The sequence below is a fragment of the Knoellia aerolata DSM 18566 genome (assembly GCF_000768695.1).
Taxonomy (GTDB): Bacteria; Actinomycetota; Actinomycetes; order Actinomycetales; family Dermatophilaceae; genus Knoellia; species Knoellia aerolata.
This window is the reverse complement of the sequence record NZ_AVPL01000041.1, coordinates 1-24,256: the sequence shown is the minus strand read 5'-3', so window position 1 is coordinate 24,256 and position 24,256 is coordinate 1. Positions and strand designations below refer to the sequence as shown.

The 24,256-nt window shown below is 69.3% G+C and carries 25 protein-coding genes; 14 read left to right on the top strand and 11 right to left on the bottom strand.

All coding sequences use genetic code 11. The annotated features are described in order from the left end of the window. The first annotated feature begins 76 nt into the window (after positions 1-76). The 7 genes from N801_RS13640 (at position 77) to N801_RS13610 (ending at position 6,008) form a co-directional block, all read left to right on the top strand. The gene (locus N801_RS13640) at positions 77-1,093 is read left to right on the top strand and encodes a Bug family tripartite tricarboxylate transporter substrate binding protein (protein ID WP_035938809.1); all 1,017 of its coding nucleotides are present in this window, start codon (positions 77-79) and stop codon (positions 1,091-1,093) included. Further along, complete coding sequence (locus N801_RS13635; RefSeq protein WP_052113011.1) at positions 1,090-1,653, top strand: tripartite tricarboxylate transporter TctB family protein; 564 nt, start codon at positions 1,090-1,092, stop codon at positions 1,651-1,653. Before N801_RS13640 ends, N801_RS13635 begins: the two co-directional genes overlap by 4 nt. Then, positions 1,653-3,233, top strand: coding sequence for a tripartite tricarboxylate transporter permease (locus N801_RS13630; RefSeq protein WP_035938807.1), 1,581 nt, complete (start codon positions 1,653-1,655; stop codon positions 3,231-3,233). The genes N801_RS13635 and N801_RS13630 overlap by 1 nt, the downstream gene beginning before the upstream one ends. Before the next feature lies 1 nt (position 3,234). Continuing rightward, a complete protein-coding gene (locus tag N801_RS13625; protein WP_035938805.1) occupies positions 3,235-3,627 on the top strand; it encodes a universal stress protein in 393 nt (130 codons plus the stop codon). Positions 3,628-3,631: 4 nt separating this feature from the next. Further along, positions 3,632-4,111, top strand: coding sequence for a ribonuclease E activity regulator RraA (gene rraA / locus N801_RS13620; protein ID WP_035938803.1), 480 nt, complete (start codon positions 3,632-3,634; stop codon positions 4,109-4,111). Positions 4,112-4,307: 196 nt separating this feature from the next. Next, positions 4,308-4,661 (top strand): hypothetical protein, encoded by a 354-nt coding sequence (locus N801_RS13615; protein ID WP_156996771.1) that lies wholly within the window; start codon positions 4,308-4,310, stop codon positions 4,659-4,661. 666 nt (positions 4,662-5,327) lie between these two features. Next, positions 5,328-6,008, top strand: coding sequence for a hypothetical protein (locus tag N801_RS13610; RefSeq protein WP_035938796.1), 681 nt, complete (start codon positions 5,328-5,330; stop codon positions 6,006-6,008). A gap of 90 nt (positions 6,009-6,098) precedes the next feature. Here N801_RS13610 and N801_RS13605 read toward each other — a convergent pair whose 3' ends face one another. From N801_RS13605 to N801_RS13590, 4 genes are all read right to left on the bottom strand, one after another. Beyond that, complete coding sequence (locus N801_RS13605; protein WP_035938793.1) at positions 6,099-6,704, bottom strand: DapH/DapD/GlmU-related protein; 606 nt, start codon at positions 6,702-6,704, stop codon at positions 6,099-6,101. Continuing rightward, positions 6,697-7,191 carry a cyclophilin-like fold protein gene (locus N801_RS13600; protein WP_084108945.1) on the bottom strand — a complete coding sequence of 165 codons (495 nt, stop codon included), beginning with the start codon at positions 7,189-7,191 and terminating at the stop codon, positions 6,697-6,699. Before N801_RS13600 ends, N801_RS13605 begins: the two co-directional genes overlap by 8 nt. A gap of 264 nt (positions 7,192-7,455) precedes the next feature. Next, a complete protein-coding gene (locus tag N801_RS13595; protein WP_035938788.1) occupies positions 7,456-8,124 on the bottom strand; it encodes a potassium channel family protein in 669 nt (222 codons plus the stop codon). Then, positions 8,117-9,478: a TrkH family potassium uptake protein gene (locus N801_RS13590; RefSeq protein ID WP_211254736.1), complete on the bottom strand. Its 1,362-nt coding sequence runs from the start codon at positions 9,476-9,478 to the stop codon at positions 8,117-8,119. The genes N801_RS13595 and N801_RS13590 overlap by 8 nt, the downstream gene beginning before the upstream one ends. Before the next feature lie 555 nt (positions 9,479-10,033). Here N801_RS13590 and N801_RS13585 point away from each other — a divergent pair. From N801_RS13585 to N801_RS13570, 4 genes are all read left to right on the top strand, one after another. After that, complete coding sequence (locus N801_RS13585) at positions 10,034-10,624, top strand: GNAT family N-acetyltransferase (protein WP_035938782.1); 591 nt, start codon at positions 10,034-10,036, stop codon at positions 10,622-10,624. Between the two features lie 130 nt (positions 10,625-10,754). After that, a complete protein-coding gene (locus N801_RS13580) occupies positions 10,755-11,273 on the top strand; it encodes a hypothetical protein (protein ID WP_035938779.1) in 519 nt (172 codons plus the stop codon). Between the two features lie 220 nt (positions 11,274-11,493). Beyond that, positions 11,494-12,393, top strand: coding sequence for an ABC transporter ATP-binding protein (locus tag N801_RS13575; protein WP_035938778.1), 900 nt, complete (start codon positions 11,494-11,496; stop codon positions 12,391-12,393). Positions 12,394-12,497: 104 nt separating this feature from the next. Beyond that, positions 12,498-13,205, top strand: a complete 708-nt coding sequence (locus N801_RS13570) for an ABC-2 transporter permease (protein WP_245618451.1) — start codon at positions 12,498-12,500, stop codon at positions 13,203-13,205. Positions 13,206-13,569: 364 nt separating this feature from the next. Here N801_RS13570 and N801_RS13565 read toward each other — a convergent pair whose 3' ends face one another. From N801_RS13565 to N801_RS13555, 3 genes are all read right to left on the bottom strand, one after another. Then, positions 13,570-13,782: an SDR family oxidoreductase gene (locus N801_RS13565; protein ID WP_035938773.1), complete on the bottom strand. Its 213-nt coding sequence runs from the start codon at positions 13,780-13,782 to the stop codon at positions 13,570-13,572. 183 nt (positions 13,783-13,965) lie between these two features. Further along, positions 13,966-14,781 (bottom strand): ABC transporter permease subunit, encoded by an 816-nt coding sequence (locus N801_RS13560; protein WP_035938771.1) that lies wholly within the window; start codon positions 14,779-14,781, stop codon positions 13,966-13,968. Continuing rightward, positions 14,778-15,677 (bottom strand): ABC transporter ATP-binding protein, encoded by a 900-nt coding sequence (locus N801_RS13555; RefSeq protein ID WP_035938769.1) that lies wholly within the window; start codon positions 15,675-15,677, stop codon positions 14,778-14,780. Before N801_RS13555 ends, N801_RS13560 begins: the two co-directional genes overlap by 4 nt. A gap of 213 nt (positions 15,678-15,890) precedes the next feature. Here N801_RS13555 and N801_RS13550 point away from each other — a divergent pair, with 213 nt between their 5' ends. The 3 genes from N801_RS13550 (at position 15,891) to N801_RS13540 (ending at position 18,836) form a co-directional block, all read left to right on the top strand. Beyond that, on the top strand, positions 15,891-16,865 hold the full coding sequence (locus tag N801_RS13550) for an NAD(P)-dependent alcohol dehydrogenase (RefSeq protein WP_035938767.1): 975 nt from the start codon (positions 15,891-15,893) through the stop codon (positions 16,863-16,865). Between the two features lie 172 nt (positions 16,866-17,037). Next, the gene (locus N801_RS13545; protein ID WP_035938765.1) at positions 17,038-18,183 is read left to right on the top strand and encodes a sensor histidine kinase; all 1,146 of its coding nucleotides are present in this window, start codon (positions 17,038-17,040) and stop codon (positions 18,181-18,183) included. Further along, on the top strand, positions 18,180-18,836 hold the full coding sequence (locus N801_RS13540; RefSeq protein WP_035938763.1) for a response regulator: 657 nt from the start codon (positions 18,180-18,182) through the stop codon (positions 18,834-18,836). Before N801_RS13545 ends, N801_RS13540 begins: the two co-directional genes overlap by 4 nt. 142 nt (positions 18,837-18,978) lie before the next feature. Here N801_RS13540 and N801_RS13535 read toward each other — a convergent pair whose 3' ends face one another. The 4 genes from N801_RS13535 to N801_RS13520 form a co-directional block, all read right to left on the bottom strand. After that, entirely contained in the window at positions 18,979-19,269 is a 291-nt protein-coding gene (locus N801_RS13535) for a tyrosine-type recombinase/integrase (protein WP_035938761.1), read from the bottom strand. 277 nt (positions 19,270-19,546) lie between these two features. Then, a complete protein-coding gene (locus tag N801_RS13530; protein WP_035938758.1) occupies positions 19,547-21,229 on the bottom strand; it encodes an amidase in 1,683 nt (560 codons plus the stop codon). Positions 21,230-21,523: 294 nt separating this feature from the next. Further along, positions 21,524-22,135 (bottom strand): TetR/AcrR family transcriptional regulator, encoded by a 612-nt coding sequence (locus tag N801_RS13525; protein WP_052113010.1) that lies wholly within the window; start codon positions 22,133-22,135, stop codon positions 21,524-21,526. 2 nt (positions 22,136-22,137) lie between these two features. Then, positions 22,138-23,604: an MFS transporter gene (locus N801_RS13520; RefSeq protein ID WP_052113008.1), complete on the bottom strand. Its 1,467-nt coding sequence runs from the start codon at positions 23,602-23,604 to the stop codon at positions 22,138-22,140. Between the last annotated feature and the right edge of the window lie 652 nt (positions 23,605-24,256).

Below are 24,256 nucleotides of genomic sequence, written 5' to 3'. Positions count from 1 at the left end.
ACAAGGGCGACAGACCGCATCGCCGGGGGAGACGATCATCCCGCTCTCCCCTCCCCCCGCGAAAGAGGCCTCACCGATGAGAACTCGTATCCCCGGTCTGGTTGCCGCTGCAGCCGTGGCCTCCATCCTCCTCAGCGCCTGTGGCGCGACCGCCGACAAGGACGCCGACACCGGCGCCAGCGGTGCCACCGCCGACAGCAAGCCGGCCACCGGCCTGCAGCTCATGGTCCCCAATGCCCCCGGTGGCGGCTACGACACCACCGCGCGAACCGCCGCCAAGGTCCTCGAGGACTCCAAGGTCACGGGCTCGGTCCAGGTGTTCAACCTCCCGGGCGCCGGCGGCACCGTCGGCCTCCAGCGGATCGTCAACGAGAAGGGCAACGGCAAGCTCGCGATGCAGATGGGCCTCGGAGTCGTGGGCGCGGCATACACCCAGAAGTCGCAGGCGACGCTCGCCGACACCACGCCGATCGCCAAGCTCATCGAGGAGGCCGGCGCGATCGTCGTGCCCAAGGACTCGCCCTACCAGGACATCAACCAGCTCGTCACCGCCTGGAAGGCCGACCCCAAGAAGCTCGCCGTCGGGGGCGGCTCGTCCCCGGGTGGTCCGGACCACCTGCTGCCGATGCAGCTGGCCAAGGCGGTCGGCATCGACCCCAAGCAGGTCAGCTTCGTGTCCTACGACGGTGGCGGCGAGCTCCTCCCCGCCCTGCTCGGCAACAAGATCGCCTTCGGCGCCAGCGGCTTCGGCGAGTTCCTCGACCAGGTCGAGGCCGGTGAGGTCCGCGTGCTCGCGGTCACCAGCGAGAAGCCGATCGAGGCGCTCAAGGACGTCAAGACCCTCAAGGACCAGGGCATCGACCTCGTGTTCACGAACTGGCGCGGAATCGTGGCGCCCCCCGGCATCACCGACGAGGACAAGCAGGTCTGGGTCGACGCCCTCACCAAGATGCACGAGTCCGAGGGCTGGAAGGCCGAGCTGACCAAGCGCGGCTGGACCGACGCCTTCGAGACCGGTGACGAGTTCGGCACCTTCCTCAAGGAGCAGGACACGTCGGTCGCTGAGCTCCTGAAGTCGCTGGGCCTCGCATGAGCGAGCAGCACCCCGAGATCCGCGTCGGTGACGGGGCGGTGGCTCCGGCCGCCGCCCCGGCCGGCGGGGGTCGGCAGGTGAAGGACCGCGCCCAGTACGGGCTGTGTGCCGCCCTGGCACTGCTCGGCGCCTACGTGCTGTTCGACGCGATCGGCATCGCGGACGTCGCGACGAGCAACGACCCGCTGGGTCCCAAGCCGATGCCCATCCTCCTCGGGGTGCTGCTCATCATCGTCTCCGCCTTCTACGCCGTGGACGTTTCGAAGGGCGGCACCGGTGACGCCGAGGAGGGTGAGGACATCGACCTCTCCACCCCGGTGGACTGGCGCACCATCGGCCTGCTCATCGCGGCGTTCGCCGTCAACGCCCTCCTCATCGAGCCGCTCGGCTGGGTGATCAGCGGCGCGCTGCTCTTCGCGGGCTGCGCCTTCGCGCTGGGCAACCGCCACCACATTCGCGGCCTGGCGATCGGAGCGGTCCTCTCGCTCGTCACCTTCTACGCGTTCGCCATCGGCCTCGGCGTCAACCTGCCGGCCGGCATCCTCCAGGGAATCCTCTGATGGACAACATCACCAGCCTCCTCGGCGGGTTCAGCGACGTCCTGTCGCCGATCAACCTCCTCATCGCGCTGCTCGGCGTCACCGTCGGCACGGCCGTCGGAGTCCTGCCCGGAATCGGGCCGGCCATGACGGTGGCCCTGCTCCTGCCGATCACCTACGGCCTCGAGCCGATCCAGGGCCTCATCCTCTTCGCGGGCATCCTCTACGGCGGCATGTACGGCGGGTCGACGACCTCGATCCTGCTCAACACCCCCGGAGAGTCGTCGTCGGTCGTCACCGCCATCGAGGGCAACAAGATGGCCAAGTCGGGCCGGGCCGCGCAAGCACTCGCCACCTCGGCCATCGGCTCCTTCGTCGCCGGCACGCTCGGCACGCTCGGCATCGTCTTCCTCATGCCGCCGGTGGTGAAGTTCGCGGTCAGCCTCGGTGCGCCGGAGTACCTCGCCATCATCCTTCTGACCTTCACCGGCGTCACGGCCGTTCTCGGCGCCTCGCGCATCCGCGGCCTGACGGCGCTCCTGCTCGGACTGACCATCGGCGTCGTCGGCATCGACTTCGTCACCGGTCAGCAGCGGCTCACCGGTGGGGTCCCGCAGCTCGCCGACGGCATCGACATCGTCGTCGTCGCGGTGGGCATCTTCGCCGTGGGCGAGGCGTTGTGGGTCGCGGCCCACCTGCGCCGCAAGGCAGGCGAGGTCATCCCCGTCGGGCGCCCCTGGATGGGTCGCAGCGACTGGGCCCGGTCATGGAAGCCGTGGCTGCGTGGCGCCGCCCTCGGGTTCCCGTTCGGTGCCCTCCCTGCAGGTGGCGCCGAGATCCCGACCCTGCTTTCCTACACGGCCGAGAAGAAGCTCTCCAAGCACCCCGAGGAGTTCGGCCACGGCGCGATCGAGGGCGTCGCCGGACCCGAGGCGGCCAACAACGCCTCCGCCGCGGGGACCCTGGTGCCCATGCTCGCGCTCGGCCTGCCCACCAACGCGACCGCGGCGATCATGCTCGCAGCGCTGCAGGGATGGGGCATCGAGCCCGGTCCGCTCCTGCTCAACAAGGAGCCGGAACTCGTGTGGGCGCTCATCGCCAGTCTGTTCATCGGCAACACGATGCTGCTCCTGCTCAACCTGCCGCTTGCCCCGGCCTGGGCCAAGCTGCTCCAGATCCCGCGCCCCTACCTGTACGCGGGCATCCTCTTCTTCGCGTCGATGGGTGCGTATGCCGTCAACTCGCAGCCGTTCGACCTGTGGCTGCTGCTCGTGCTGGGTCTGCTCGGCTTCGCCATGCGCCGCTTCGGTCTCCCCGTCCTGCCGCTCATCGTGGGCGTGATCCTTGGCCCGCTCGTCGAGCGTCAGGGCCGCCGTTCGCTCCAGCTCACGGGTGGCGACCTCAACGGACTGATCGGTGGACCGGTCGCCTGGGTCTGCTACTTCCTCATCGTCCTCGCTCTCGTCTGGCCACTCATCAGCCTGGTTCGCCGCCGTCGCGGCGGCAGCGACAAGGGCGGGCGCGGCCCCGACGGCGGCCGAGGGCCCGACGACCTGGCGAACGTCAAGGCCGGCACCAGCATCAACTCATCGGAGGCCTGACATGACCGTGCTCGTGGGGTTCGTCCCCAACCCGCTCGGAGAAGCGGCACTCACCGCCGCCGTTGCCGAGGCTCGACGTCGCGACGAACCGCTGCTGGTCGTCAACATGTCGCGCGACGACGTCCTTGTCGACGCGCACCGGGCCGGACAGGAGCAGCTCGACATCGTGCGCCGGGACCTCGAGGACCTCGGGATGGAGTTCGAGGTCCGTCGGGTCGAGGAGGGCGGCGACGCCGCCCAGGTGATCCTCGACGTGGCGGAGGCCGAACAGGCCTCGGTGATCGTCATCGGCCTGCGGCACCGATCGCCGGTCGGCAAGCTGCTCCTCGGCTCGGCCGCCCAGCGGATCCTGTTGGACGCCACATGCCAAGTCCTCGCCGTCAAGGAGAGCTGAACCCATGACCGACTCCTCGCCCACCACGGCCGACCTCTACGACGAGCACGGTGATGCGCTCCAGTCCTGCTCTGTGCAGCTGCGCCACTACGGAGGCCGCACCGCGTTCTCCGGTGTCATCAGCACGGTGCGGTGCCACCGTGACAACGCCTTGGTCAAGGCCGCCCTGGCCCAGCCGGGGGACGGCAAGGTGCTCGTGGTCGACGGCGGGGCCTCGTTGGAATCTGCCCTCATGGGTGACCTCATCGCCGCCTCCGCGGTCGAGCACGGCTGGTCCGGTGTCGTCATCCACGGGGCCGTGCGCGACGTGGCCGCCATCCGCGAGCTTCCCCTGGGAGCACTCGCGCTGGGGTCCAACCCGCGCAAGAGCGCCAAGGACGGCGTGGGGGAGCGCGACGTGACCGTCTCCTTCGGCGGCGTGGACTTCGTTCCGGGCCAGACCCTGTGGGCCGACGAGGACGGGATCCTCGCGACCAGGCCCTGAGCCGGCGGGCGCGCTCCTCCGGGCGAGCCGGTGCACGATGCACGTGTGGGCTGGCCAGCCACGCTCGTCCAGCTCGGCGAAGCAGCCCTCGTGCGGATGGGACCTTCGCCTCTAAACGCGTTGCGTGCTGGCGATCTACCGTGAGCTTGAGGGCAGAGGCCCGAGAGCCGGGCAGGCCCTCGGGGAGGTGGACGCCGTGAGTACGGCACCGCTGCACACCCACCACAGCATGCGCTGGCCGCCCGAGACTCGGTTGGGCACATGGGCACTCTCCCTCAGCGGAGTGGCCCTCGGCGGCACCATTGCGCTTGCGGTCGCCTTCTCGGCTGGACTGGAGTCTGCCGAGAGCTTCTCGGACAACTGGGTCCTGACTGCGGCGGGCGTGGGGATCCTGGTGAGCGCGGCCGCTTCAGCCGTCACCGGCCTGATGGCGGTGATCCGTCGTCACGACCACTCCTGGTCGGTGGTTTCCGCCGCTGGCGTGGGCGTCCTCCTGACGGCCGTGTCGCTTCAGCAGGTCGCGGAAGGGCTGGGCTGGCTGAGCGGGTAGCGCCGTCCGGGCCGTGCCCGCAGGCCGATCGGGTCACCCACCCTGGAAGTCAAGGACAGGAGCACGCGATGTTGACCAAGACACAGAAATCCGCGGGCCTGGCGCTCGGGCTGGGCGTCGGTCTGGCCGGCTGTCTTCTCGCCGCGGGCTACGCGTTCACGGATTGGCCCTGGGGGATCGCGACAGGGGTCACGGCCCTGTGGTTCCTGCCGACGGTCGCCCTCAGCGTCTCCGCCCTTCGTCACCCGGAGCCCGCAGCGCGTGCGCTTCTCCTGGCTGCCGTGGGAATCACCCTGTTCGCCGTCATCGACGCGTTCGCCGACGTCATCCCCAGCGAAGACTGGGGGCCGGTGGCAACGGTGATGGACATGGCGCTCGTCGTCGCTGTGAGCTTCCTCGCCGTGCACCGACCAGGTCGGGCCGGGAAGCTCTTGACCGGTGTCGCGCTGGTCCAGTTCGTGGCGCTCGTCGTCAATGTCGTCATGCACGGACCGGGGCCTTGCCACCAGGTCCCGGTTTCACGAACGCGGCCGTGGTGCTCTGGATGCTCGTGGTCGGGGCGCTGTTCCTGCTGGCCGCAACGGGGGAGCAAACCTCGCGAGCCGATGGTCGAAGCGCGCGGGGCGCTGACGGCGTGGCGAGCAACGACCCGAGTGGAGTGCCACGATGAGCCGCGTCCGATTCATCGTCCTGTGCACCGGGGCAGCCATCCTGCTCCTGGGTGGCTGCGCCGGAGATGGCTCCGGGTCGGCGCCGTCCCCATCCGGGTCCAGCGCCTCGCCATCCTCGTCCCAGGCGGCCGTGCCGAGAGCGGAGCAGCTGGCGGCCGCGCTGGTGACGGCGGAGACGTACGACGGCACCTGGAGCGTGAACGTGCCTCCGGACGCGCAGAGCGCGATTGACGGGGTGGTGCCCGAGTCCCAGCGGGAGATGCTGCCGAGCCTCCGGCTCTGCGCGAAGGCCAGTGAGGAGTCTCGTGCGGCCGCGGAAGCGCTGCGGTGGCAGGCCTTCCGGCAGCTCGACCAGTCCGAGGACAACCCCATCGACGCGCTGCGTGACGGCGTGCGCGCCTGCGAGGGGGAGATCCCTGCCGGCGAGGAGGGGCCCGGCAAGGCTGAGTCGATGACCATCCCTGATGTGGGCGAGGGCCGCTTTGGGGAGCTGACCACCGTGGAGGAGGCCGGAGGCGGGACGTACTGGCTGCTCCACACCTCGTGGGTGCGCCAGGGGCCGGTCCTGATGAACCTGCAGGTGGTCGACATCGTCATGGGTTTGGGAGTCCAGCCCGCGTTCACGACCGAGGACCTTGACACGTTCCTCACCGCCGCCGTGGACAACCTCCCGTAGCCGTCCAGGCATTTTCGAGCAGTATGCCGCGCTCTACCCGGCCGGCGGACAGGGCAGCGGCGATCTCCCGGTCGGGGACTGGAGACCCGCTCAGGTGAGGGGGTCGCCGAAGCCGGTCGCCCGGATGACCTTGGCGGGAACGCCCGCAGCGATGGTGTGGGCTGGCACGTCCCTGGTGACGACCGCACCGGCGCCGACGATCGCTCCGTCGCCGATGTTGACACCGGGAACGACGGTCACGGCGGCGCCGAGCCAGACCTTCCGGCCGATGACGATCGGTGCGGGCACCATGTCGGCGCGCCTGTCGGGATCCGGGCTGTGGTTGAGCGTGGTCAGGGTGGTGCCGTGGCCGATGAGGCTCCCGTCGCCGATGCTGATGCCGCCGGTGTCCTGGAAGCGGCAGCCGATGTTGATGAACACGCCCTTCCCGAGCCTCAGGTTCATGCCGAACTCGCTGTAGAAGGGTGGAAACACCGTGACCGACTCATCGACCTCCTGACCGGTGAGCTGAGTCAACAGGGCCCGGATCTCCTGAGGGGTGCGGTACCCGCCGTTGAGCTCGGAGACGATCCGCAGGGCGGACTGGGCGGCGTCCTGCATGAACTGGTGCTCTGACGAGCCACCCTTGATGAGTGCGCCGCGGTTCACGTGCGCGAGGAAGTCCGCAAGCTCCGGCGTGGTGGGAAAGTCAGTCATCGCGTGCCTCCACGCGCGCGCGGACGGGACCGTCGAGTCGAGCGAGGCGCTGCGCCGCGTCGCCGTCGAGGCGGCCGAGGATGACGATGCCCGGGAAGTAGGACTGGTCGCCGTAGTAGAGGACGAGGTCGTTCCCGGGGGCGTAGTAGCCGACGTCGCCCACGTCGGGGTCCGCCCCGTCGGGTTGCCCCTCCCGGGAGAGCGGCGACGGCAGCCGGCCGGTCTTCTCGAACTGCCCGTGGTCGACCATGTAGACGGTGACCGGCAGCTGCGCCACCAGGTCTCGGACGGCCGCGCCCTCGGAGAGGGTCGCGGTGAGGCGTTCCCCACCGATGCTGATCTGGATCCTCATGCTGCCCTCTCGGGGTGTGGCGGTGTCGTTGGGCGGCTGGGCGCCACCACAGGCGGTACCGACCACGGCGATTGTCGCGGACAGCGCGACGGTCAGCCGTGCGCGAGACCGGCTGGGTGCAGTCGTCGTGAGCATCAGGTCTCCGTGGTGTGCTGTCACAGGGTGAGCAGGACCTTCGTTGCGGTGCGCCCGTCCATCGCACGGTAGCCCTCGGTCTGGCGTCGCCGCACCACGCGGGTGCGTCGATCAGTGCACCTGGGGGGAGCCGGCATCGAGACCCACGCAGACGGCATACCGTCGTCCAGGGGTCCAGGGGTCCAGGGCGCGGAGCCGGACCAGGCCCGTCACTGCCCGCGCCGACGTGTCGAGGCGCACCACCGTGAAGTCGTCGCGGACGCCTCAGTCGTGGTCGGAGAAGGCTTCGACCTTCCGCCGCTCACCCGAGACGATGATGAGGTCGCCCTCGCTGACGACGGACGTCGGGGTCGCGTAGGAGAAGTCCTTGCCGACGGTCTTGATGCCGACGATGGTGACGCCGTACTTCTGGCGGACCCCGGCCTCGGCGAGTGTGCGGCCGAGAATGCTGGGGGGTGGTGCGGTCTTGACGATGGCGTACCCGTCGTCGAACTCGATGTAGTCCTGCATCCGGCCGCGGACGAGGTGGGCGACACGTTTGCCCATCGCGTGCTCGGGGCGGACCACGTGGGAGACACCGACCTGCTCGAGGATCTCGCCCTGCGAGGTGGTGACGGCTTTGGCCCAGAGGTCGCTCACGCCGAGCTTCCGGAGCACGAAGGCTGTCAGGACGCTGGCCTCGAGGTTGCTGCCGATGCCGATGACGGCCTTGGAGAAGTCGCCGACGCCGAGCTGTTCCATGGCCTGCAGATCTGTCGAGTCCGCCTGGACGACGTGGGTCCATCGGCCCGCAAGGTCTTGGACGAGCTTGGGGTCCTGGTCGATGGCGAGGACTTGGACGTCGTCTCGTTCCAGCTCGTCGGCGAGGGACTTCCCGAAGCGTCCGAGTCCGATGACGACGACGCCTCCGGACTGTGCGATCTTCTTAGCCAATGAGAGGGGCTCCTTCGGGGTAGCGGTAGCGGCGGTTCCGCTCCCGCAGGGCGAGTGCTGACACGAGGGTGATGGGTCCGAGGCGTCCGAGGAACATCAGTGCCACCAGAACGAACTGTCCCGGGTCGCCGATCTTGGGTGTGATTCCGGTGGACAGGCCTACCGTCGCGAACGCGGAGGTCGTCTCGAACAGGACGTCGCGGAACGGCAGGTCGGTGAGTTCGGTGAGGACCATCGTGCCACCGATGACGGCAGCAACGCCGAGCAGCGCGACGGTGATGGCTTGGCGGACGACCCGGTGTTCGATGCGTCGGTCGAAGGCGATGACGTCGTCATCGCCGCGGACCTCGGCCACGATGACGAAGAACAGCACGATGAAGGTGGTGACCTTCAGGCCGCCGGCTGTCCCGGCGGAGCCGCCGCCGATGAACATGAGCATGATCGTTCCGAGCAGCGTCTCGTCGGTGGCGACCCCGTAGTCCCAGGCGTTGAAGCCGGCGGTGCGTGGCTGGACGGCGTGGAACCAGCCACCCAGCAGTTTGCCGAGTGGGTCGAAGGGCCCCAGGGTGCCGGGGTTGCCCCACTCGGCCAGGGTGATGAACGCCGTGCCGCCGACGAGAAGGACCACGGTCATGAGGAGCGTCAGTCGCGTGTGGAGGCTCCAGGTGCGGGGTTGGCGGGTGCGGAGCAGCTCCATGAGCACGGGGAACCCGAGGCCACCGATGATGATCGCCACGGAGATCGGCATCAGCACGAAGCCGTCGCCGAGGAAGCCCATGAGGTTGTCGCTGAACAGAGCGAACCCAGCGTTGTTGAACGCCGACACGGCATGGAAGAGGCCGTGCCAGGCCGCGGTGCCCCACGTGTCGTCGTACTCGGCACGGAACCGCAGGGTGAGGACCACGGCGATGGCGCTCTCGACCACCACGGTGATGAGGAACACCCCGCGCAGGACCCGGCGCACGTCCCCGAGACCCACGCTCCTGGTCTCGGCCGCCGCGGTCAGGCGAGTGCGCAGCCCCATCCGACGTGAGAGGAACAGCGCGATGAGCGACGCGAGAGTCATGATCCCGAAGCCACCCACCTGTATCAGCGCCAGGATGATCGCTTGGCCCGGCACCGTCCAGTAGGCGGCAGTGTCGACCACCGTCAGGCCCGTGACGCACACGGCGCTGGTGGCCGTGAACAGTGCCGTGACGAACGGTGCCCCGCCCTCACCGGCACGTGACGTCGGCAGCATCAACAACACCGTGCCGATTGCACCGGCCGCCGCGAACGCGAAGGCCACCACCTGCGCCGGGTGCCGGAAGAACGGCTCACGGCGGGAGCCAGGGCTCACTCGGCGAAGGAACACCCGGCAAGGATGTCAGTTCTCGTCGCCTGGAAGCGGTGAGCAACAGCATGAAGGGGGGCATCGCACGAGGAACCCGACGCCATTTCGCAGTCAATCGCCGCACCCATTGGGCACCGCTCCTCGCGACCCTCGACGAGGCGCAGCGTCGACGGCCCCGATCCACCCGACACCACCCCGGACCTCGTCACATGGTGCATCCCCATCCTCGGGGACGAGGAGTGTCCGGAGGTCCACGGCGCGGGGCGCCGGGAAAGCGCCGATCATGCTGCGCCTGCGAGCCACGACGACCTCCCCGGGAGTGCCTCCTTCCCTACGCCATCTCGCAGGTCCTCGGAGGTGTCGGGGATCTTGGTTTCTCGTGGGGAGGGGACAACGAAGGGCGGGACTGATGGTGGGGCCCTGGACGCCGGGTCCGGGCGGGGGCTGCGGGAGACGGAACTGGGGCCGGGGATGTGCGACCGGCGTGGGGTGATCGGTGTCGGTCGTGGACCTGGGTTGGAGATCGCGGATGCACCGTCACGCGTTACTTGCCTTGGCTCACCCTAGTCTCGGTGTGTGCCCGAATTCAGCTGGCGACCGGCCAACGACGCGACGCGCGAGGACGTCGAGGCCGTGTTCGGCGCCGGCGGCGCCCGCAAGTGCCGCTGCCAGGCGCTCAAGGTCCCGGGCTGGATCTGGCGCGACACGACCCAAGAGGAGCGTGATGCCGCCCTGCTGGAGCAGGCCGGCTGCGGCACGACCGGCCCGACGTCCGGCCTCGTCGGGTACGTCGATGGCGAGCCGGCCGGCTGGGTCGCGGTCGAGCCTCGGGAGAACTATCCGAGGATCTGGGCGCGGCAGAAGTCGTGGATGCGGAAGGACCCTGACCTCGAGGGCGTCTGGTCGGTCACCTGTTTCGTCGTGCGTCAGCGCTTCCGTCGACAGGGGCTGATGTACGAGCTCGCCGCCGCCACCGTCGAGTACGGCAGGCAGGTCGGCGCTCGCGTCCTCGAGGGCTACCCCACCGAGCCGCCGCCGGGCAAGACCGTCATCTGGGACGAGGCGTCGGTCGGGCTGCTTCAGGTCTTCCTCGACGCAGGCTACGAAGTCGAGACGTCGCCCACCCTGCGCCGGAGGGTGGTGCGACACCGACTCGGCCAGCCGTAACGTGACGTCGTGAACCTGAGTGCGGGTGCGTGCAGGCTTCCGCTCGCCGGAAGCGGTGTGGTCGATCGGTTTCGCCCCGCCGTCTTTGACCTGCTCGACGGGAGCGGGTCTTGTACGTTAGCCATCCTCCATGACCTCGTACGCAGACCTGACTGAGCAGCAGGCGGCCGCCGCCCTCGAGGAGTTCCTCAGGGAGCGGCCCCCCGCCCTGCGGCGTCTCGAGGTCGCCGTGGGCGACGCTGTCGACCTGGACCACTCGGTCGAGAGCCTCGGACCGTTGTGGGTGTGGGCGAAGAACAGGCTTCGGCTGGGGCCGTCCGGAAAGCAGCCGTCCTGGTCGAGGCTGGGTCTCGGGGAGCACGAGCGACTCAACCAGGCCTCCCTCGAGCTGCTCGACGGACTGATCTCCTACGTGATCGACATCGTCAGGAGCGCCGTCCCGGAGGCGAAGTGGGAGGTGGCGACCGACCCGCACCCGCGATACCTCGATCAGAACAAGCCGATGCTGAGGGCCGGGGGCTGGGAGCAAGTGCCAGCCTCGACGATCGGCAACCTGGGTCGCCAAGTATTCAGCGACTGGCCACCCGCCGATGACCGACTTGGTTCGATCGTCAGTTTCTGGCTCACGGAGGCTGCCCGCACCCGATGACCGTCGATTCCCAGCGTTCTGTCCAGTGGGCTGTCAACAAGCGTCGCCCACCCGCGGCGGAAGACGTCGCCAGCCCATTCGTCTGTTCCCCTCCGGATCCGGTGGCATCGGCACCCCGCCACGGCCCATCTCGACTCAGGGTCGACCGGGGGTCATACAGGGGTTGTCTGGGGGCGACACCCGATGTGCCCAAACGCGCACTGCCGCAAGCATTGGGCACATGATCACCGTTGACTCACTCACCCGGAAGTACGCCGGCTTCACCGCCGTCGACGACGTCTCCTTCACTGCCCGGCCCGGCCGCGTGACGGGATTCCTCGGCCCGAACGGCGCTGGCAAGTCCACCACCATGCGGGTCATGGTCGGCCTCACCGCCCCGACCTCCGGCACCGCCACCATCGACGGAGTCCGGTACGCCGACCTCCCTAACCCGGGACTCGAGGTCGGCGTCCTCCTCGACGCCTCGGCCCAGCACGCGGGACGCACCGGCCGGGAGATCCTCACCGTCGCCGTCGACACGATGGGCCTGCCCCGCACCCGCGTCGACGAGATGCTCGAGCTGGTGAGCCTGACCCCGACTGAGGCAAAGCGTCGCGTGCGCAACTACTCACTCGGCATGCGCCAGCGCCTCGGCATCGCCACCGCACTACTGGGTGACCCGAAGGTGTTGATCCTCGACGAGCCGGCCAACGGTCTCGACCCGGCCGGCATCCGCTGGATGCGCGACCTGCTCCGTGGCTATGCCAACCAGGGCGGCACCGTGCTGCTGTCCTCGCACCTGCTGCACGAGATCGAGGTCATCGCCGACGACCTCGTCGTGATCGGCAACGGCAGGATCGTCGCCTCCGGCACCAAGGAGCAACTCCTGGCCGCGGCTGGCACCCTCGCCCGCGCTGCGTCACCCCGCGACCTGGCCCATGCTCTCGAGCAGGCGGGGATCCCCAGCAACCTGGCCGGTGACGGCTCGGTTCGTACCGACGCCGATCCCGCTCACGTGGGCAGCGTCGCCCTGGCTGCCGGCATCGCCCTCACTGAGCTCAGGTCCGCCGAAGGCGCGGGCCTCGAAGACATGTTCCTGTCCCTCACCGCCGACACCCAACGCGAAGGAGTTGCGGCATGACCGCCACGACCATCTCTCCCGACACCGCCGCGGCGGTCGAGCCCGTACGACGCACTGCGCGCTCCATTCCGACGACGCGCCTCGTCAAGGTCGAGCTGCGCAAGATGTTCAACACCCGCTCCGGCTGCTGGATGCTGGTCAGCATCGGTGTCCTCTCGGTGATCGCCACCGGCGCCGTGATCATCTTCGCGCCGGACGAGGCAGTCAACTACACGAACTTCGCCACCGCGTTGGGCTTCCCGATGTCGGTGATCCTGCCGATGATCGCGATTCTCTCCGTCACCAGCGAGTGGAGTCAGCGCAGCGGGCTCACGACGTTCACCCTGATGCCCAGTCGGGGCCGTGTGATCGGCGCCAAGGCGATTGCGACCCTCTTGGTCGGCGTTGTGTCGATGGCCGTCGCCTTCGCCATCGGTGCCCTCGGCAATGTGATCGGCTCGAACCTCGCCGGTGTCGACACCGTCTGGGACGTCACCCTCGTCGATGCGTCGCAGATTGTGCTGGGGAACGTCGTGGGGATGGCCATCGGTTTCACGCTCGGCGTCGTACTCCGCAACTCACCCGCGGCCATCGTCGGCTACTTCGTCGTCTCGCTGGTGCTACCCGGCATCCTCGCGCTGCTCGCCCAGGTGCGCGAGTGGTTCGCCGACCTGCAGCCCTGGATCGACTGGAACTACACCCAGGTCAACCTCTTCGAGGGGGCCACCGACACAGGACGCGAGTGGGCCATGCTCGGCTCGACCACGTCGATCTGGATCGTGGCTCCACTCGTGGTCGGGCTGTGGTTCCTGCGCCACTCCGAGGTGAAGTGACTGGGTAACCAGGTTCCTGACGTACGCGCTGATCGGGCACGAACTGTCACAGTTCGTGCCCGGTCGGCAGCCACTGCAGCCACTGTGTGCCCGGTCAGGGTCGCGGCCCTGGCTGGCCTCCTTCTTTCATGAGGCCACCGGTGTGGGCCGGTGATCGTTGCAGTGGGACTCATTGGGACTGAAGCTGATTCGCGTATGCCGGCGGCCCGCGTCGCGCTGCGGGTCTCCGAGGGTCCCCGGCGGTGGGCGGCCAGGGCACGTACCCGAATGTCAGGTGCGCAGTGGGATGGCCAGGACCGCGGTGATGGTCGCCACCAGGCCGCTGTCCGTCGCGGTTCCGGATGTGCGGTCGACGTGCCGGTTCTCAACAGTGCCGGGGTGGCCAGCGGGGCAGCACGCCGACTTCGGCCTCCCCTGAGCCGATGACCTCAGCCACGGCGTCGGCGACGGCCTGCGGGGTGACGACGTGGGGTAGCAGGGTGCGGTCGGTCGCGGCGTAGCCGCCGATGAACGGGATGGCCTTGGTGGCTGCCTGTGAGCTGATGGTGATGATCTGCCCCGTTCCCTGTTCCCGCATCCGGGGCACGACGAGCTGAACCGACGCAGGGGGGCGATGACGGTGAGCTCGATGACGTCACTGAGCTCGGGGAGGTCGATGTGCTCGACCGGGCAGGCCACGGCTCGTCTGGCGTTCTTGATGAGGACGTCGATGCCTCCGAACCGCTCGATGGTTGTTTCCCTCGAGTACGGCTGCCGCAGACTATTTGACCTCGGAGCGGCGCAGCGAGAGCAGCCCGACGAGGAGGGGAATGACAATCCAGATGATCGTGGTCGAGCCGAGCATCGCCCACTCCTCACCGGTGTCCATGGCGCCTTCGAGGAGCGCCACCTGCGTTTCGTTCCAGTCGATCCACGGCTGCAGGTCCTCGAACCACGGGCGCACCTGGGCCAGGAGGACGAGGATGCCCGGCAGCACCAGTGACACGACGAAGTAGCCCACGATCGCGCCTGCAGAGTTGCGCAGCACGACGCCGAGGGTGAAGCCGATGGCCATGCCGATCAGGTTGAAGAGCACCAACTGCGGCGCCATGGACATCGAGATGTCCCACACGGCGTCGACGCCGGCGAGTGCGGAACCGGCCACGTTGGCGACGGCGCCTACAGCGAAGGCGACGGCCACGGAGCCGAGGCCCACCAGGAGGGTCGCGATCGCCTTGGCGCCGATCACCCGTCCGCGGCTCGGCACCAGCGTGAATGTCGTGAGCCCACTGCGCTGGCTCCACTCACTGGTGACGGCCAGGATGGCGATCATCGGCAGGATCACCGACATTGGGAACCCGCTCGCCCTCGTGAAGCTCTCGTAGGTGACGTCGCTGTCGGGAGCGAAGATGAGGACCGACCCGGCCGAGATGACCGACAGGACGCCGATGCTGACGAGCATCCAGAATCCTGAGCGGGTGTTGAACATCTTGCGCAGCTCGACCGTGACGATTCGGGTGATGGGGATGGGAGGGGCGGTCCGACGGACCTGTGCGCCTTCCGTGGTGGTGGCTGGGGGGACGATCGTGGCGGTCATGCCGCAACTCCTTCGCGTTGGGTGTCGGCAGTGAGCGACAGGAACATGTCTTCGAGACCCGCGCCTTCGGCGGAGCGGAGCTCGGTGAGGGTGATGCCGGCGCTCCTGGCCACGGCCCCGACCCGAGCGGGGTCGGCGTCGGTGCGGACGGAGCCGTCCCCTGCGAGCGTGCTGGGGATCCCGGCCTGCTGGAGCGCGTCGGCGAGGTCGCGCGGTGACGTCGAGCGGGCGAGCGTCCCGGCCGCGGCGAGGAGTTCGTCCTTCGTGCCAGAGGCGACGATCTTGCCGTTGCCGATCACGACGAGGTCGTCGGCGATGACCTCGATCTCGTGGAGCAGGTGCGAGGACAGCAGCAGGGTGCCGCCCTGGTTGGCGTAACCCCTGAGCAGGTCGCGCATCCAGCGGATGCCGGCGGGGTCGAGTCCGTTGGCGGGCTCGTCGAGGATCAGCACCTTCGGGTCACCCAGTAGTGCGGTGGCGATCCCGAGGCGCTGGCGCATGCCGAGTGAGTAGTTGCGCACGCGACGCTTTGCCTCAGTGGGGGTCAGGCTGACCAGCTCGATCATCTCGGCGACGCGGGTGCGGGGCAGGCCCATGGTGTCGGCGGCGACGGTGAGGATCTCGTGTCCGGTGCGGCCGGCGTGCTGGGCAGAGGCGTCGAGGAGGACGCCGACCTCAAGGCCGGGGTTGGGGAGGTCGGCAAACCGGACGCCGTCGATGGTGGCGGAGCCGGAGGTCGGGGCGGTGAGCCCGACCATGACGCGCATCGTGGTGGACTTGCCGGCGCCGTTCGGACCGAGGAAGCCGGTCACGCGGCCGGGCTGGGCGGTGAAGGAGACGTTGTCGACGGCGGTGAAGCCGGCGTACCTCCGGGTCAGGGACTCAACTGTGATCATGGGCTCAACCCTCGCGGCATCGCGTCGTGCGCGTATCGGTGCGATGGCCACTCTTTCCCTGACCGAAAGTACGGGGCGGGACCGTGCCTTGGGCCGATCTCAGGAACGTGACGCATCCCTACACTTGCCACAAGTGACCAGGACAATGGCTGGACTCCGCGCCGCCTTAGCGTCGGTGCGAGCGAGCGGCGTCGGTCGCAGACAGGGGTCCCGATGCAAGCGGTCATCCAGGACAGGTACGGCACTCCGGACGTCCTCCGGTTGGGCGAGCTCCCGGAGCCCGTCCCCGCCGACGACGAGATTCTGCTGCGAGTGCGAGCGGTCTCCTTGAACGGCTCGGACCGTGAGAACCTGACGGGACGTCCGGCGTACGCGCGGTGGTCCAACGGGCTGCGCCGACCGCGGCACCCGGTGCCGGGATCCGACGTCGCTGGCGTCGTCGCCGGGGTGGGCAGTGCGGTGACGGAGTATGCCGTGGGCGACGAGCTGTTCGGCGAGCTGGCCGGCTACCGGGGCGGGCTTGCCGAGCTCGTCTGCACGCGACCCGACCTGTTGGCCCGCAAGCCTGGCGGGCTGTCGTTCGCGGAGGCCTCGACGATCCCGCAGGCGGGCGGAATCGCGCGCAGGGCGACCGCCGATGTCCGGCCGGGAGATCGGGTTCTGGTCAACGGCGCGGGCGGCGCCGGCGGTGTGTTCGTTGTCGCGCTGGCCAAGCATGCCGGGGCGGAGGTCACGGCGGTCGACAGGGCCGACAAGACCGACTTCCTGCGCGAGATCGGGGCCGACCGCACGATCGACTTCACCACCCAGGACTGGGCCGACGAACGCGACAGCTTCGACCTGATCGTGGATCTGGTGGCCCATCGCTCGCCCCTGCGCGTGCACCGCGCCCTGCCGCGCGGCGGCAGGTACGCGATGGTGGGCGGCCTGGCCAGGATCCTGCTGAGCACCGCGATCGCCGGCCCGCTGGTGGGACGTGCCACCGGAAAGAGAGTCGGCGTACTGGTCGTCCCCCAGTCACGAGCCGAGCTCGAGGCGGTGACCGCCCTCGTCGCCCAGGGTGCCGTCACGCCGCGGATCGACCACGTGTACCCACTGCGTGATGCGCCCGCAGCATTCGCCCGACTCGCCGCCGGCGAAAGCCGAGGCAAGCTCGTGCTCGAAGTGTCCGAGGCCGACAGCCGATGACGCGACCTCACCTACGAAGCGTGATGACAGTAGATCAACGGTGCCACCCCGCTGCCGATACCGATCCACGGGCGTCGGGCGGCGAAGCGGCCAAGCGGTCGTGCCTTTGGCCGGACGCGGGGTCAGACTTTCGGTCGGTCCCCTGCCGGCGCTCCATCCCTACGCTGAGGGGGTGAGCAATCCACTGCGGTCGCTGCTGGAGGAGCCCCGGCCCTCGGCCCCGCCGGTTCGTGTGTGGCGGGACTGGGCGCTGCTGGCGGTCGTGATGGTCTCCGGGGTGCTGGAGTGGGTCGTGCGGGAAGACCTGCCGCTACCGGGGCTGTCGGTGGCTCTGGCGGTCGGATTGGCGCCGCTGCTGCTTTGGCGACGTACGCACCCGCTCGCGGTCGTCGCGACCGTCTTTGGCGTGGTCGCGGTCGTGGACGTCGGCCTGATCGCGGCTGACATACCGGCGATCGACGCGTACACGATGCTCTGTTTCATGCTGCTGCCGTACTCGCTCTTCCGGTGGGGTTCCGGGCGCGAGGCGGTGGCGGGTCTGGCGATCATCCTGGTCCCGGCGACCCTGGCGCTCTTCGCCAACTGGGCCGGGTTGGCTGAAGCGATCGGCGGGGTGGCTTTCCTGATGTCAGCATTCGCCCTGGGCTTGGCCGTGCGTTCCCAGCACAGCGCCCGGGAACGAAGGCTGGAGCAGGTGAAGTCGGAGGAGCGGGTCCTGCTGGCGCGGGAGCTGCACGACACGGTGGCCCACCACGTCTCCGCCATCGCCGTCCACGCCCAAGCAGGGCGCGCCCTTGCCGCGACCAGCCCCTCGTCGCCGCTCGAGGCGCTGGAGGTGATCGAGGTGGAGGCGTCGCGCACGCTCGCGGAGATGCGGGCGATGGTCCGCGTGTTGCGCCGCGAGGCACCCGTCGACTACGCCCCGCAGCCCGGTGTTGCTGACCTCGAGCGGTTGTCCAGGGCCTCGCCCTCCGGGCCGCGGGTGGAGGTCAGGGTCTCGGGTGACCTGACCGCCCTCCCGGCGGCAATCGACGCCGCAGTCTTCCGGATCGCTCAGGAGGCGGTCACCAATGCCCTGCGGCATGCCCGGAACGCCTCCCTGATCGACGTGCGCATCGCCGGCGACCGGTCGACAGTCAGCCTCGTCATCCGCGACGACGGTGATCCGGGCCCGGCTCATCCTGCCCACGAAGCGGGGTTCGGGCTGACCGGGATGGCGGAACGCGCGCTGCTCCTGGGTGGCGCGTGCCGGGCAGGTCCCTGCCCCGGTCGCGGCTGGGCCGTCAGCGCGACACTGCCGCGGCAGGTGCCGACATGAGTATCCGGGTGCTGGTCGCTGACGACCAGGATCTCGTGCGGACCGGACTGCGGCTAATCCTCGGCACCTTGGACGGCATCGAGGTCGTGGGGGAGGCGCGCGACGGGCAGGAGGCGGTGAGGCTGGCCCAAGAGCTCCGTCCCGACGTGTGTCTGATGGACATCCGGATGCCCGTCCTCGACGGGGTCGAAGCGACCCGTCAGATGGCCGGGCCGGGCGTCGAGGACCCGGTCGCGGTCGTCGTGATCACCACCTTCGACCTCGACGAGTACGTGCACGGTGCGCTGTTGGCCGGGGCCACCGGCTTCTTGCTGAAGGACGCCGGACCCGAGCTGCTCGGCGAGGCCATCCGGGCGGCCACCCGAGGTGACTCGCTCATCTCGCCCAGCATCACCCGCCGGCTGCTGTCGACGTTCGCGCGCACGGGTCGGGCAGCTCCTCCCGCCCAGCCCCTCGACCCACTCACCGAACGCGAGGAGCAGGTGCTGCTCACCATCGCCCGGGGTCGCACCAACGCAGAGATCGCCGCCGAGCTGCACATCAGCCTCAGCACGGTGAAGACCCACATCGGCAGCCTCATGGCCAAGCTCGGCGCCCGGAACCGGGTGGAGGTTGCGATGTGGGGGTACGAGACCGGCAGGGTCCGAGAGTAGAGACCGGCCCGCCCCGCCGGCAGGAAAGCCGGAGGCGGCGAACGCGCCCGCCGAGTCCGGCCGGGGCGCCCCCACCGGTCGGGACCTGCCGCGTGTGGGGCCCCACAGTGGGCGGAGTCGACGCTGGTGGAGTGACCCGATGTCAGACGCCGGCGACGTAGGCGGTGGGAAAGTGGACGCCGTGACGGTCGAGGTTGCCGCGGGCCCGGTCGTAGTGCTCGGTGGTTCGGGGGTCGGCGTGCCGGGCAAGGATCTGGGCGTCGCGCAGCGGGACGCCGGTGTCCGGTGCGTTGGTGATCGCGGCGTGCCGCAAGGAGTGCGGGCTGATGTGCCGCGGGATCCCGGCCGTCTTCGCGATCCTGGCGACCATCCGGTAGACGTCGCGCCGGTCGACCGGCTTGCCGGACAAGGGTCGCAGGACGAGCAGGCGCAAGTGCGCTGGCCGCGGCAGGCTTCCAGCACGCGGAGCGCGGGGACCGTGACGGGCATGGTGGCGGGCTTGTTGCCCTGACCGACAGAGTGCAGCACTCGGTACCCGCGGAGGGTGTCGGCGTAGTCCTCGATAACTACCGTGGCGGCCACGGAGGCGCGTAGGACGAGGAGTCCAGCTGCGGCCGCTGGCCGAGCTGACGGATGGACAGCTCGACGTGGGCGCGCTGGATAAGGGCTTGGCGGCAAGGGCCCGACCCGCGAGCTCAGCCCCGTGGAGCTCAGTGTGGTTCTGCGCTGGGCGCCGGGGTCGTGGGTGGCGGGCGGCGCAGGGAGCCAGAGCCGCCCGCTTCGAACGCGGCTGCAAACCGCAGGAGTTGCAGGTCTGCGTACGCGGCTCCCGCGAAGGTGAGGCCGACCGGCATCCCGATGTCGGACATGATCCCCATCGCCACCGTGACGGTTGGGATGCCGAGGTGGCGTAGCGCAAGGTTGCCATGAGAGAAGTGGACACCACTGGACCAGGCATGGTCGGCGGCGTCGGGGTCGACGTCGGCGTTCGCTGCCCCCACGTCGGCGTTCGCGGGAAACACGACGGCATCGAGATCGTGCTGCGCGAGCCAGTCCTCGAAGAGGGACGTGCGCAGTGAATGCAGTGCGGTGAGTCCGGTTGCGAAGTCTTCGCGTCCGCGGGGGTCGGGGATGCCTGCGCGAGCGAAGGCCACCGCCTTGGCGAATCGTTCGGCCTCGTCGTCGAACCGGTCTGGCAGCGTGCCCGGTGGGCGGGGTGCGATCTGGTCGGGGTCGACGGCGGCGAGTGTCCTGCAGGTGGGGTCGCCGTTGGCGCGCAGGAAGTCGTCCCAGCCGAAGGGCAGGAAGTGTTCTTGCTCGGCGGAGCGCCACGTGGCGGGCAGCTGGTCGAGCACGTGCGGCACCCCGGTCCGCATGGGTTGTTCGTATTGTTCGATGAGCGGGAAGTCGGTGACGAGAACCTCTGCGCCCAGGGACTCGAGGCGCTGGCGGGCCACATTCCACAGGTCGAGCACGGACGATCGGATGGGAATCGGCGTGCGCGGGTCTTGGTTGAGGAACAGGGCGGGGACGCCCAGCCGCTTGCCCTGCAACGCTCGGGGATCGAGCAGCTCGAGGTAGGAGCGTGGCCGGTGCCCGCTGGGCCGGGGAAGCTTCAGTACTTGCTGGTGGCGCCAGAAGTCACCTCGGGTTTCCGGGTCGTCTTGCACCAGCACATCGAGAATGCGGAGCATGTCTGGCATCGAGCGGGTGTGGGGCACGACGACATCTCGGGCAGGGTGCAACGGCCAGTTGCCGCGGATGGAGATGAGACCCCAGGAGGGGGTGTATGCGCACAGGGCGTTGTTCGATGCCGGACTGCGGCCCGACGACACGGTCTCCTCCGCCATGCCGAACATGGCGAGGTTCGCCGTGGTCGCGACACCGGATCCGCTGGATGAGCCGGACGCGTAGGCCGCGGCGAGGAAGTCGCGGTTGTATGGGCTCTCGGGCCGTCCGTACAGGCCGCGCTGCATTCCCCCGTCGGCCATGGGCGGCATGTTGGTCTTGCCGATCAGCACGGCGCCGGCTTCACGCAACTTCTCCACGCAGAACGCATCCTGCCGGGCGCGAACGTGTGCGAACGCCGGCGAGCCCGCCGCGACTGTGAGGCCTTCGACACTGTAGGAGTCCTTCGCCGTGTACGGCACCCCTTCGAGTGCCCGAGGGATCCCTGCACGCCAGCGTCGGTCAGATTCAGCGGCCTCGACCAGAGCGTTCGGGTTGAGCACCGGGATGGAGTTCAGCCCGTCAGCGCCACGATCAAAGGTCTCGATGCGATCCAGGTAGCACCCCGTGAGCCAGACGCTCGTGATGTCCCCCCTGCGCAAAGCCGTGAGGACATCCGCAATGCTGGTGTCGAGCAGCTCGAACGAACGCGCAGGGTCAGCCATCTACATCCCGTCGTGGTCACAGACGCCGGACGAAGGTCAGCATCGCATGTCAGGGTGCCGTGGAGCCGAGCATTCGCGGCGGTGTGGCGCTGGTTCGCGATGCGACAAGGACCGGGGCCATCCCTCCGGCGGCGATGCAGCGACGACCAAGATATGGAGTTGCACACCCGGGTTGATCGCCGCAGCAGATCCACCCCAAACACACGACCTCAAGGGATCGCCGTCGTACACCACCGCTCAGGACCCGACCGTGACCTGAGGGCTGCGCCGTCAGGGCTCAACCAGGCAAGCGCGTTACTCGGGTCGTGCGCCCAGCGCCCCCAGCACCGTTGCCACGAGCGCAGGCTCGATCGCGTCTGTCGGTACCCGGTTGGCGTGAAGCTCGCCGCTGGCGGTGTGGACGATTGCCAGCAGCATCGCCATATGCCATGCAACTGGCACATCTGATCGGAACGCGCCCGTGTGCTGGCCGCGTTCGATCAGCGGCTGGAGGAACGCGAATACGGGACGGTGGCGCCGGCGAAGCTCGGCTTGGGGTTGGCGCGCGTTGATCCCGACCAGTGCGTGGAATCGGCCGAGCTCGCGCCAGCCAGTCGTGAGCACCCGTTGCAGAGCTTCGGCGGGGTCGCCGCGTTCGGGCTCGGCGGCCGCCATCGCCTGCGCTACCTCGGCGATGGCGCGTTCGGTGACGGCCTCCATCAGCGACTCCCGGGTCGGGAAATGGACGTAGATGGTTGCGCGAACGAGGCCTGCGCGGCGAGCGATCTCGGCCATGTTGACGTCGGGGTCGCTGGCCAGTGCGTCGAGTGCCGCCTCCAGGATCCGCGCCTGGCTTCGCTCCGCATCGGCACGTCGAGGGCGAGCGCCGCGGGGGGCGGAGTTGCGGGTCGTGTCGGTTGGCGTCATTGCTAGTGCATCCCTATCGGTGCCGGCGCGAGTCGCAATTGTGGCAGGAAGGTACGCGCCGAGGGCAGAACGACCAGCGCCGTCAGGCTGCCCAGGGCAGCAAGGACGGCGGCGGCGAGGAAGGCGTCCGCGAATCCGCTGGCGCCGATTGGACTCGACCCGCTTTCCGCTGCCGCGGTCGCGATCGAGACGAGTACGGCGACACCGAACGAGCCGCCGACCTCGTGTCCGGTCGTGTTGAGACCCGAGAGCATCCCGCTCTCGTCGTCGCGCGCGCCGGTCAGGACAGCGAAGGCGACACCCACCAGGACGACCCCGAGGCCGAGCCCGCCGAGCACCATGCCGGGCAGCAGGCTGACCATGTAGCTGCCGGATCGACCTGCACCAGCGGTGAGCAGCAGCATGCCGACGGCCACGGCGGCAAACGCGCCGGCCATAGGGACACGAACGCCCAAGCGGTTCACCAACTGACTGCCCACGTGCGCACCCACCCCCGCTGCGATGGCGACGGGCAGGAACGCCAGCCCGGTCTGCAGAGGGCCGGTGCCGAGCATGTTCTGCAGGTACAGCGAGGAGAGCAGGAACATCCCGAAGAGGACGGCCGATGCCATGAGCATCATGACGAACCCGCCGCCCACGGCGCGGTCGGTGAGCCGCTCCACGCGAAGCAGCGGCTGGCCGGTGCGACGTTCCAGGGCCGCGAACCCCGCCAGCCCGACGGCTCCGGCCAGGCCGAGACCCAGCGTCTGTGCCGAGGCCCAACCGGCGCTGCCCGCTTGGGAGGTCGCATACAAGACGGCCGCAAGGCTGACGGTCGCCAAGGTCGCGCCGCGCAGATCGAGCCCGCGCCACTTCGGTCGCGCGGGATCGGCTGGTGCAACCCTGAGCGTGGCCACGGCGAGCGCCACGCCGATGGGCAGGTTGATGTAGAAGATCGCACGCCAGTCCGCCACGTCGGTCAGAACGCCCCCCAGGAGGACCCCGGCCGCGGCCCCGGCCCCGCCGACCGCGCCCCACGCGCCCAGCGCCTTGGCCCGCTCCTTGCCCTGGAACGCGGTGGTGATGATCGAGAGGGCGGCAGGCGAGAGCATCGCGGCACCCAGACCCTGACCGGCACGCGCGGCGAAGAGCATCGGGGCGCTCAGGGACAGAGCGGAGACGAGCGAGGCCACGGTGAAGACGGCCAGGCCGGCCAAGAAGACGCGTCGGCGGCCGAGCAGGTCGGTGGCGCGCCCGCCGAGCAGAAGCAGACTGCCGAAGATCATCGAATAGCTCGTGATCACCCAGCCGACGTCGCCTCCGGCGAGCTCGAGCTCCTCCGCCATGTCGGGAAGGGCGACGTTCACCGCCGAGATGTCGAGGATCACCATCAGCTGCGCCACCAGCAACACGCCAAGCAGCCCGCGCCGCGAAGGGGTGCCGCCGGTGGCCCGTGCGTGACCAGGAGGGTGGGAGTCGAGGAGGTCCATGTCAGCCTTCCCATCTATGTTGGACGTCTGTGTCCGATTTAGTAAACCAGACACACGTGTCCAATGTAAAGGGGCGTCGTGGTGCAGCTCGACCAGGCGCCCGAGCTCAATGCGTCCGGGAGGCCACCCGTTGAGCTCCGCGAACGGCGCAGCTCACGAGCCCGACCGACCAGCCGCTCGAACCGCAGGTGGTCGAGGTGGTCGACGGTGCACGCGGAGGCGGCACCCGTGCTCCGCCGTCCCGATGACCTCGCTGCCGAGGGTCATGGTGTCGAGGTGGGCGATCGCCGGGATGACGTGCGGGGGCATGAAGACCACCCGCGTCCCGGCCGCCGGCTTCGGCGTCCCCACGATGGGCTGACCGCCCACCCAGGACGGGGGCGCGCGTGACCCGCACCGTCCCGACGGCGCCGTCGACATCCTTGCGCCTCTGCTCGAGCACCTCACCGCTGCGCAGGGCGCACCACGCGCACAGCAACACGAGCGCGCGGAAGCGCTCCGGCATGGCGTCGACGATCACCAGAGCTTCTCGAGGGTCGCCGGGCGAATGTCACGAGCCCTGATGGTGTCGGCCGCACGACGCTCGGCGTGATCGTGGCCATCGCCATCGGACCGAGCACCGACCGCAGGTACTGGCGCAGCAGGTGCTCGT

Coding starts and splice junctions, on each gene's coding strand:
- N801_RS13640 (WP_035938809.1), top strand. CDS start 77: ATGAGAACTCGTATCCCCGGTCTGGTTGCCGCTGCAGCCGTGGCCTCC.
- N801_RS13635 (WP_052113011.1), top strand. CDS start 1,090: ATGAGCGAGCAGCACCCCGAGATCCGCGTCGGTGACGGGGCGGTGGCT.
- N801_RS13630 (WP_035938807.1), top strand. CDS start 1,653: ATGGACAACATCACCAGCCTCCTCGGCGGGTTCAGCGACGTCCTGTCG.
- N801_RS13625 (WP_035938805.1), top strand. CDS start 3,235: ATGACCGTGCTCGTGGGGTTCGTCCCCAACCCGCTCGGAGAAGCGGCA.
- rraA (WP_035938803.1), top strand. CDS start 3,632: ATGACCGACTCCTCGCCCACCACGGCCGACCTCTACGACGAGCACGGT.
- N801_RS13610 (WP_035938796.1), top strand. CDS start 5,328: ATGAGCCGCGTCCGATTCATCGTCCTGTGCACCGGGGCAGCCATCCTG.
- N801_RS13605 (WP_035938793.1), bottom strand. CDS start 6,704: ATGACTGACTTTCCCACCACGCCGGAGCTTGCGGACTTCCTCGCGCAC.
- N801_RS13600 (WP_084108945.1), bottom strand. CDS start 7,191: ATGCTCACGACGACTGCACCCAGCCGGTCTCGCGCACGGCTGACCGTC.
- N801_RS13580 (WP_035938779.1), top strand. CDS start 10,755: ATGACCTCGTACGCAGACCTGACTGAGCAGCAGGCGGCCGCCGCCCTC.
- N801_RS13575 (WP_035938778.1), top strand. CDS start 11,494: ATGATCACCGTTGACTCACTCACCCGGAAGTACGCCGGCTTCACCGCC.
- N801_RS13570 (WP_245618451.1), top strand. CDS start 12,498: ATGTTCAACACCCGCTCCGGCTGCTGGATGCTGGTCAGCATCGGTGTC.
- N801_RS13565 (WP_035938773.1), bottom strand. CDS start 13,782: ATGCGGGAACAGGGAACGGGGCAGATCATCACCATCAGCTCACAGGCA.
- N801_RS13560 (WP_035938771.1), bottom strand. CDS start 14,781: ATGACCGCCACGATCGTCCCCCCAGCCACCACCACGGAAGGCGCACAG.
- N801_RS13555 (WP_035938769.1), bottom strand. CDS start 15,677: ATGATCACAGTTGAGTCCCTGACCCGGAGGTACGCCGGCTTCACCGCC.
- N801_RS13550 (WP_035938767.1), top strand. CDS start 15,891: ATGCAAGCGGTCATCCAGGACAGGTACGGCACTCCGGACGTCCTCCGG.
- N801_RS13540 (WP_035938763.1), top strand. CDS start 18,180: ATGAGTATCCGGGTGCTGGTCGCTGACGACCAGGATCTCGTGCGGACC.
- N801_RS13530 (WP_035938758.1), bottom strand. CDS start 21,229: ATGGCTGACCCTGCGCGTTCGTTCGAGCTGCTCGACACCAGCATTGCG.
- N801_RS13525 (WP_052113010.1), bottom strand. CDS start 22,135: ATGACGCCAACCGACACGACCCGCAACTCCGCCCCCCGCGGCGCTCGC.
- N801_RS13520 (WP_052113008.1), bottom strand. CDS start 23,604: ATGGACCTCCTCGACTCCCACCCTCCTGGTCACGCACGGGCCACCGGC.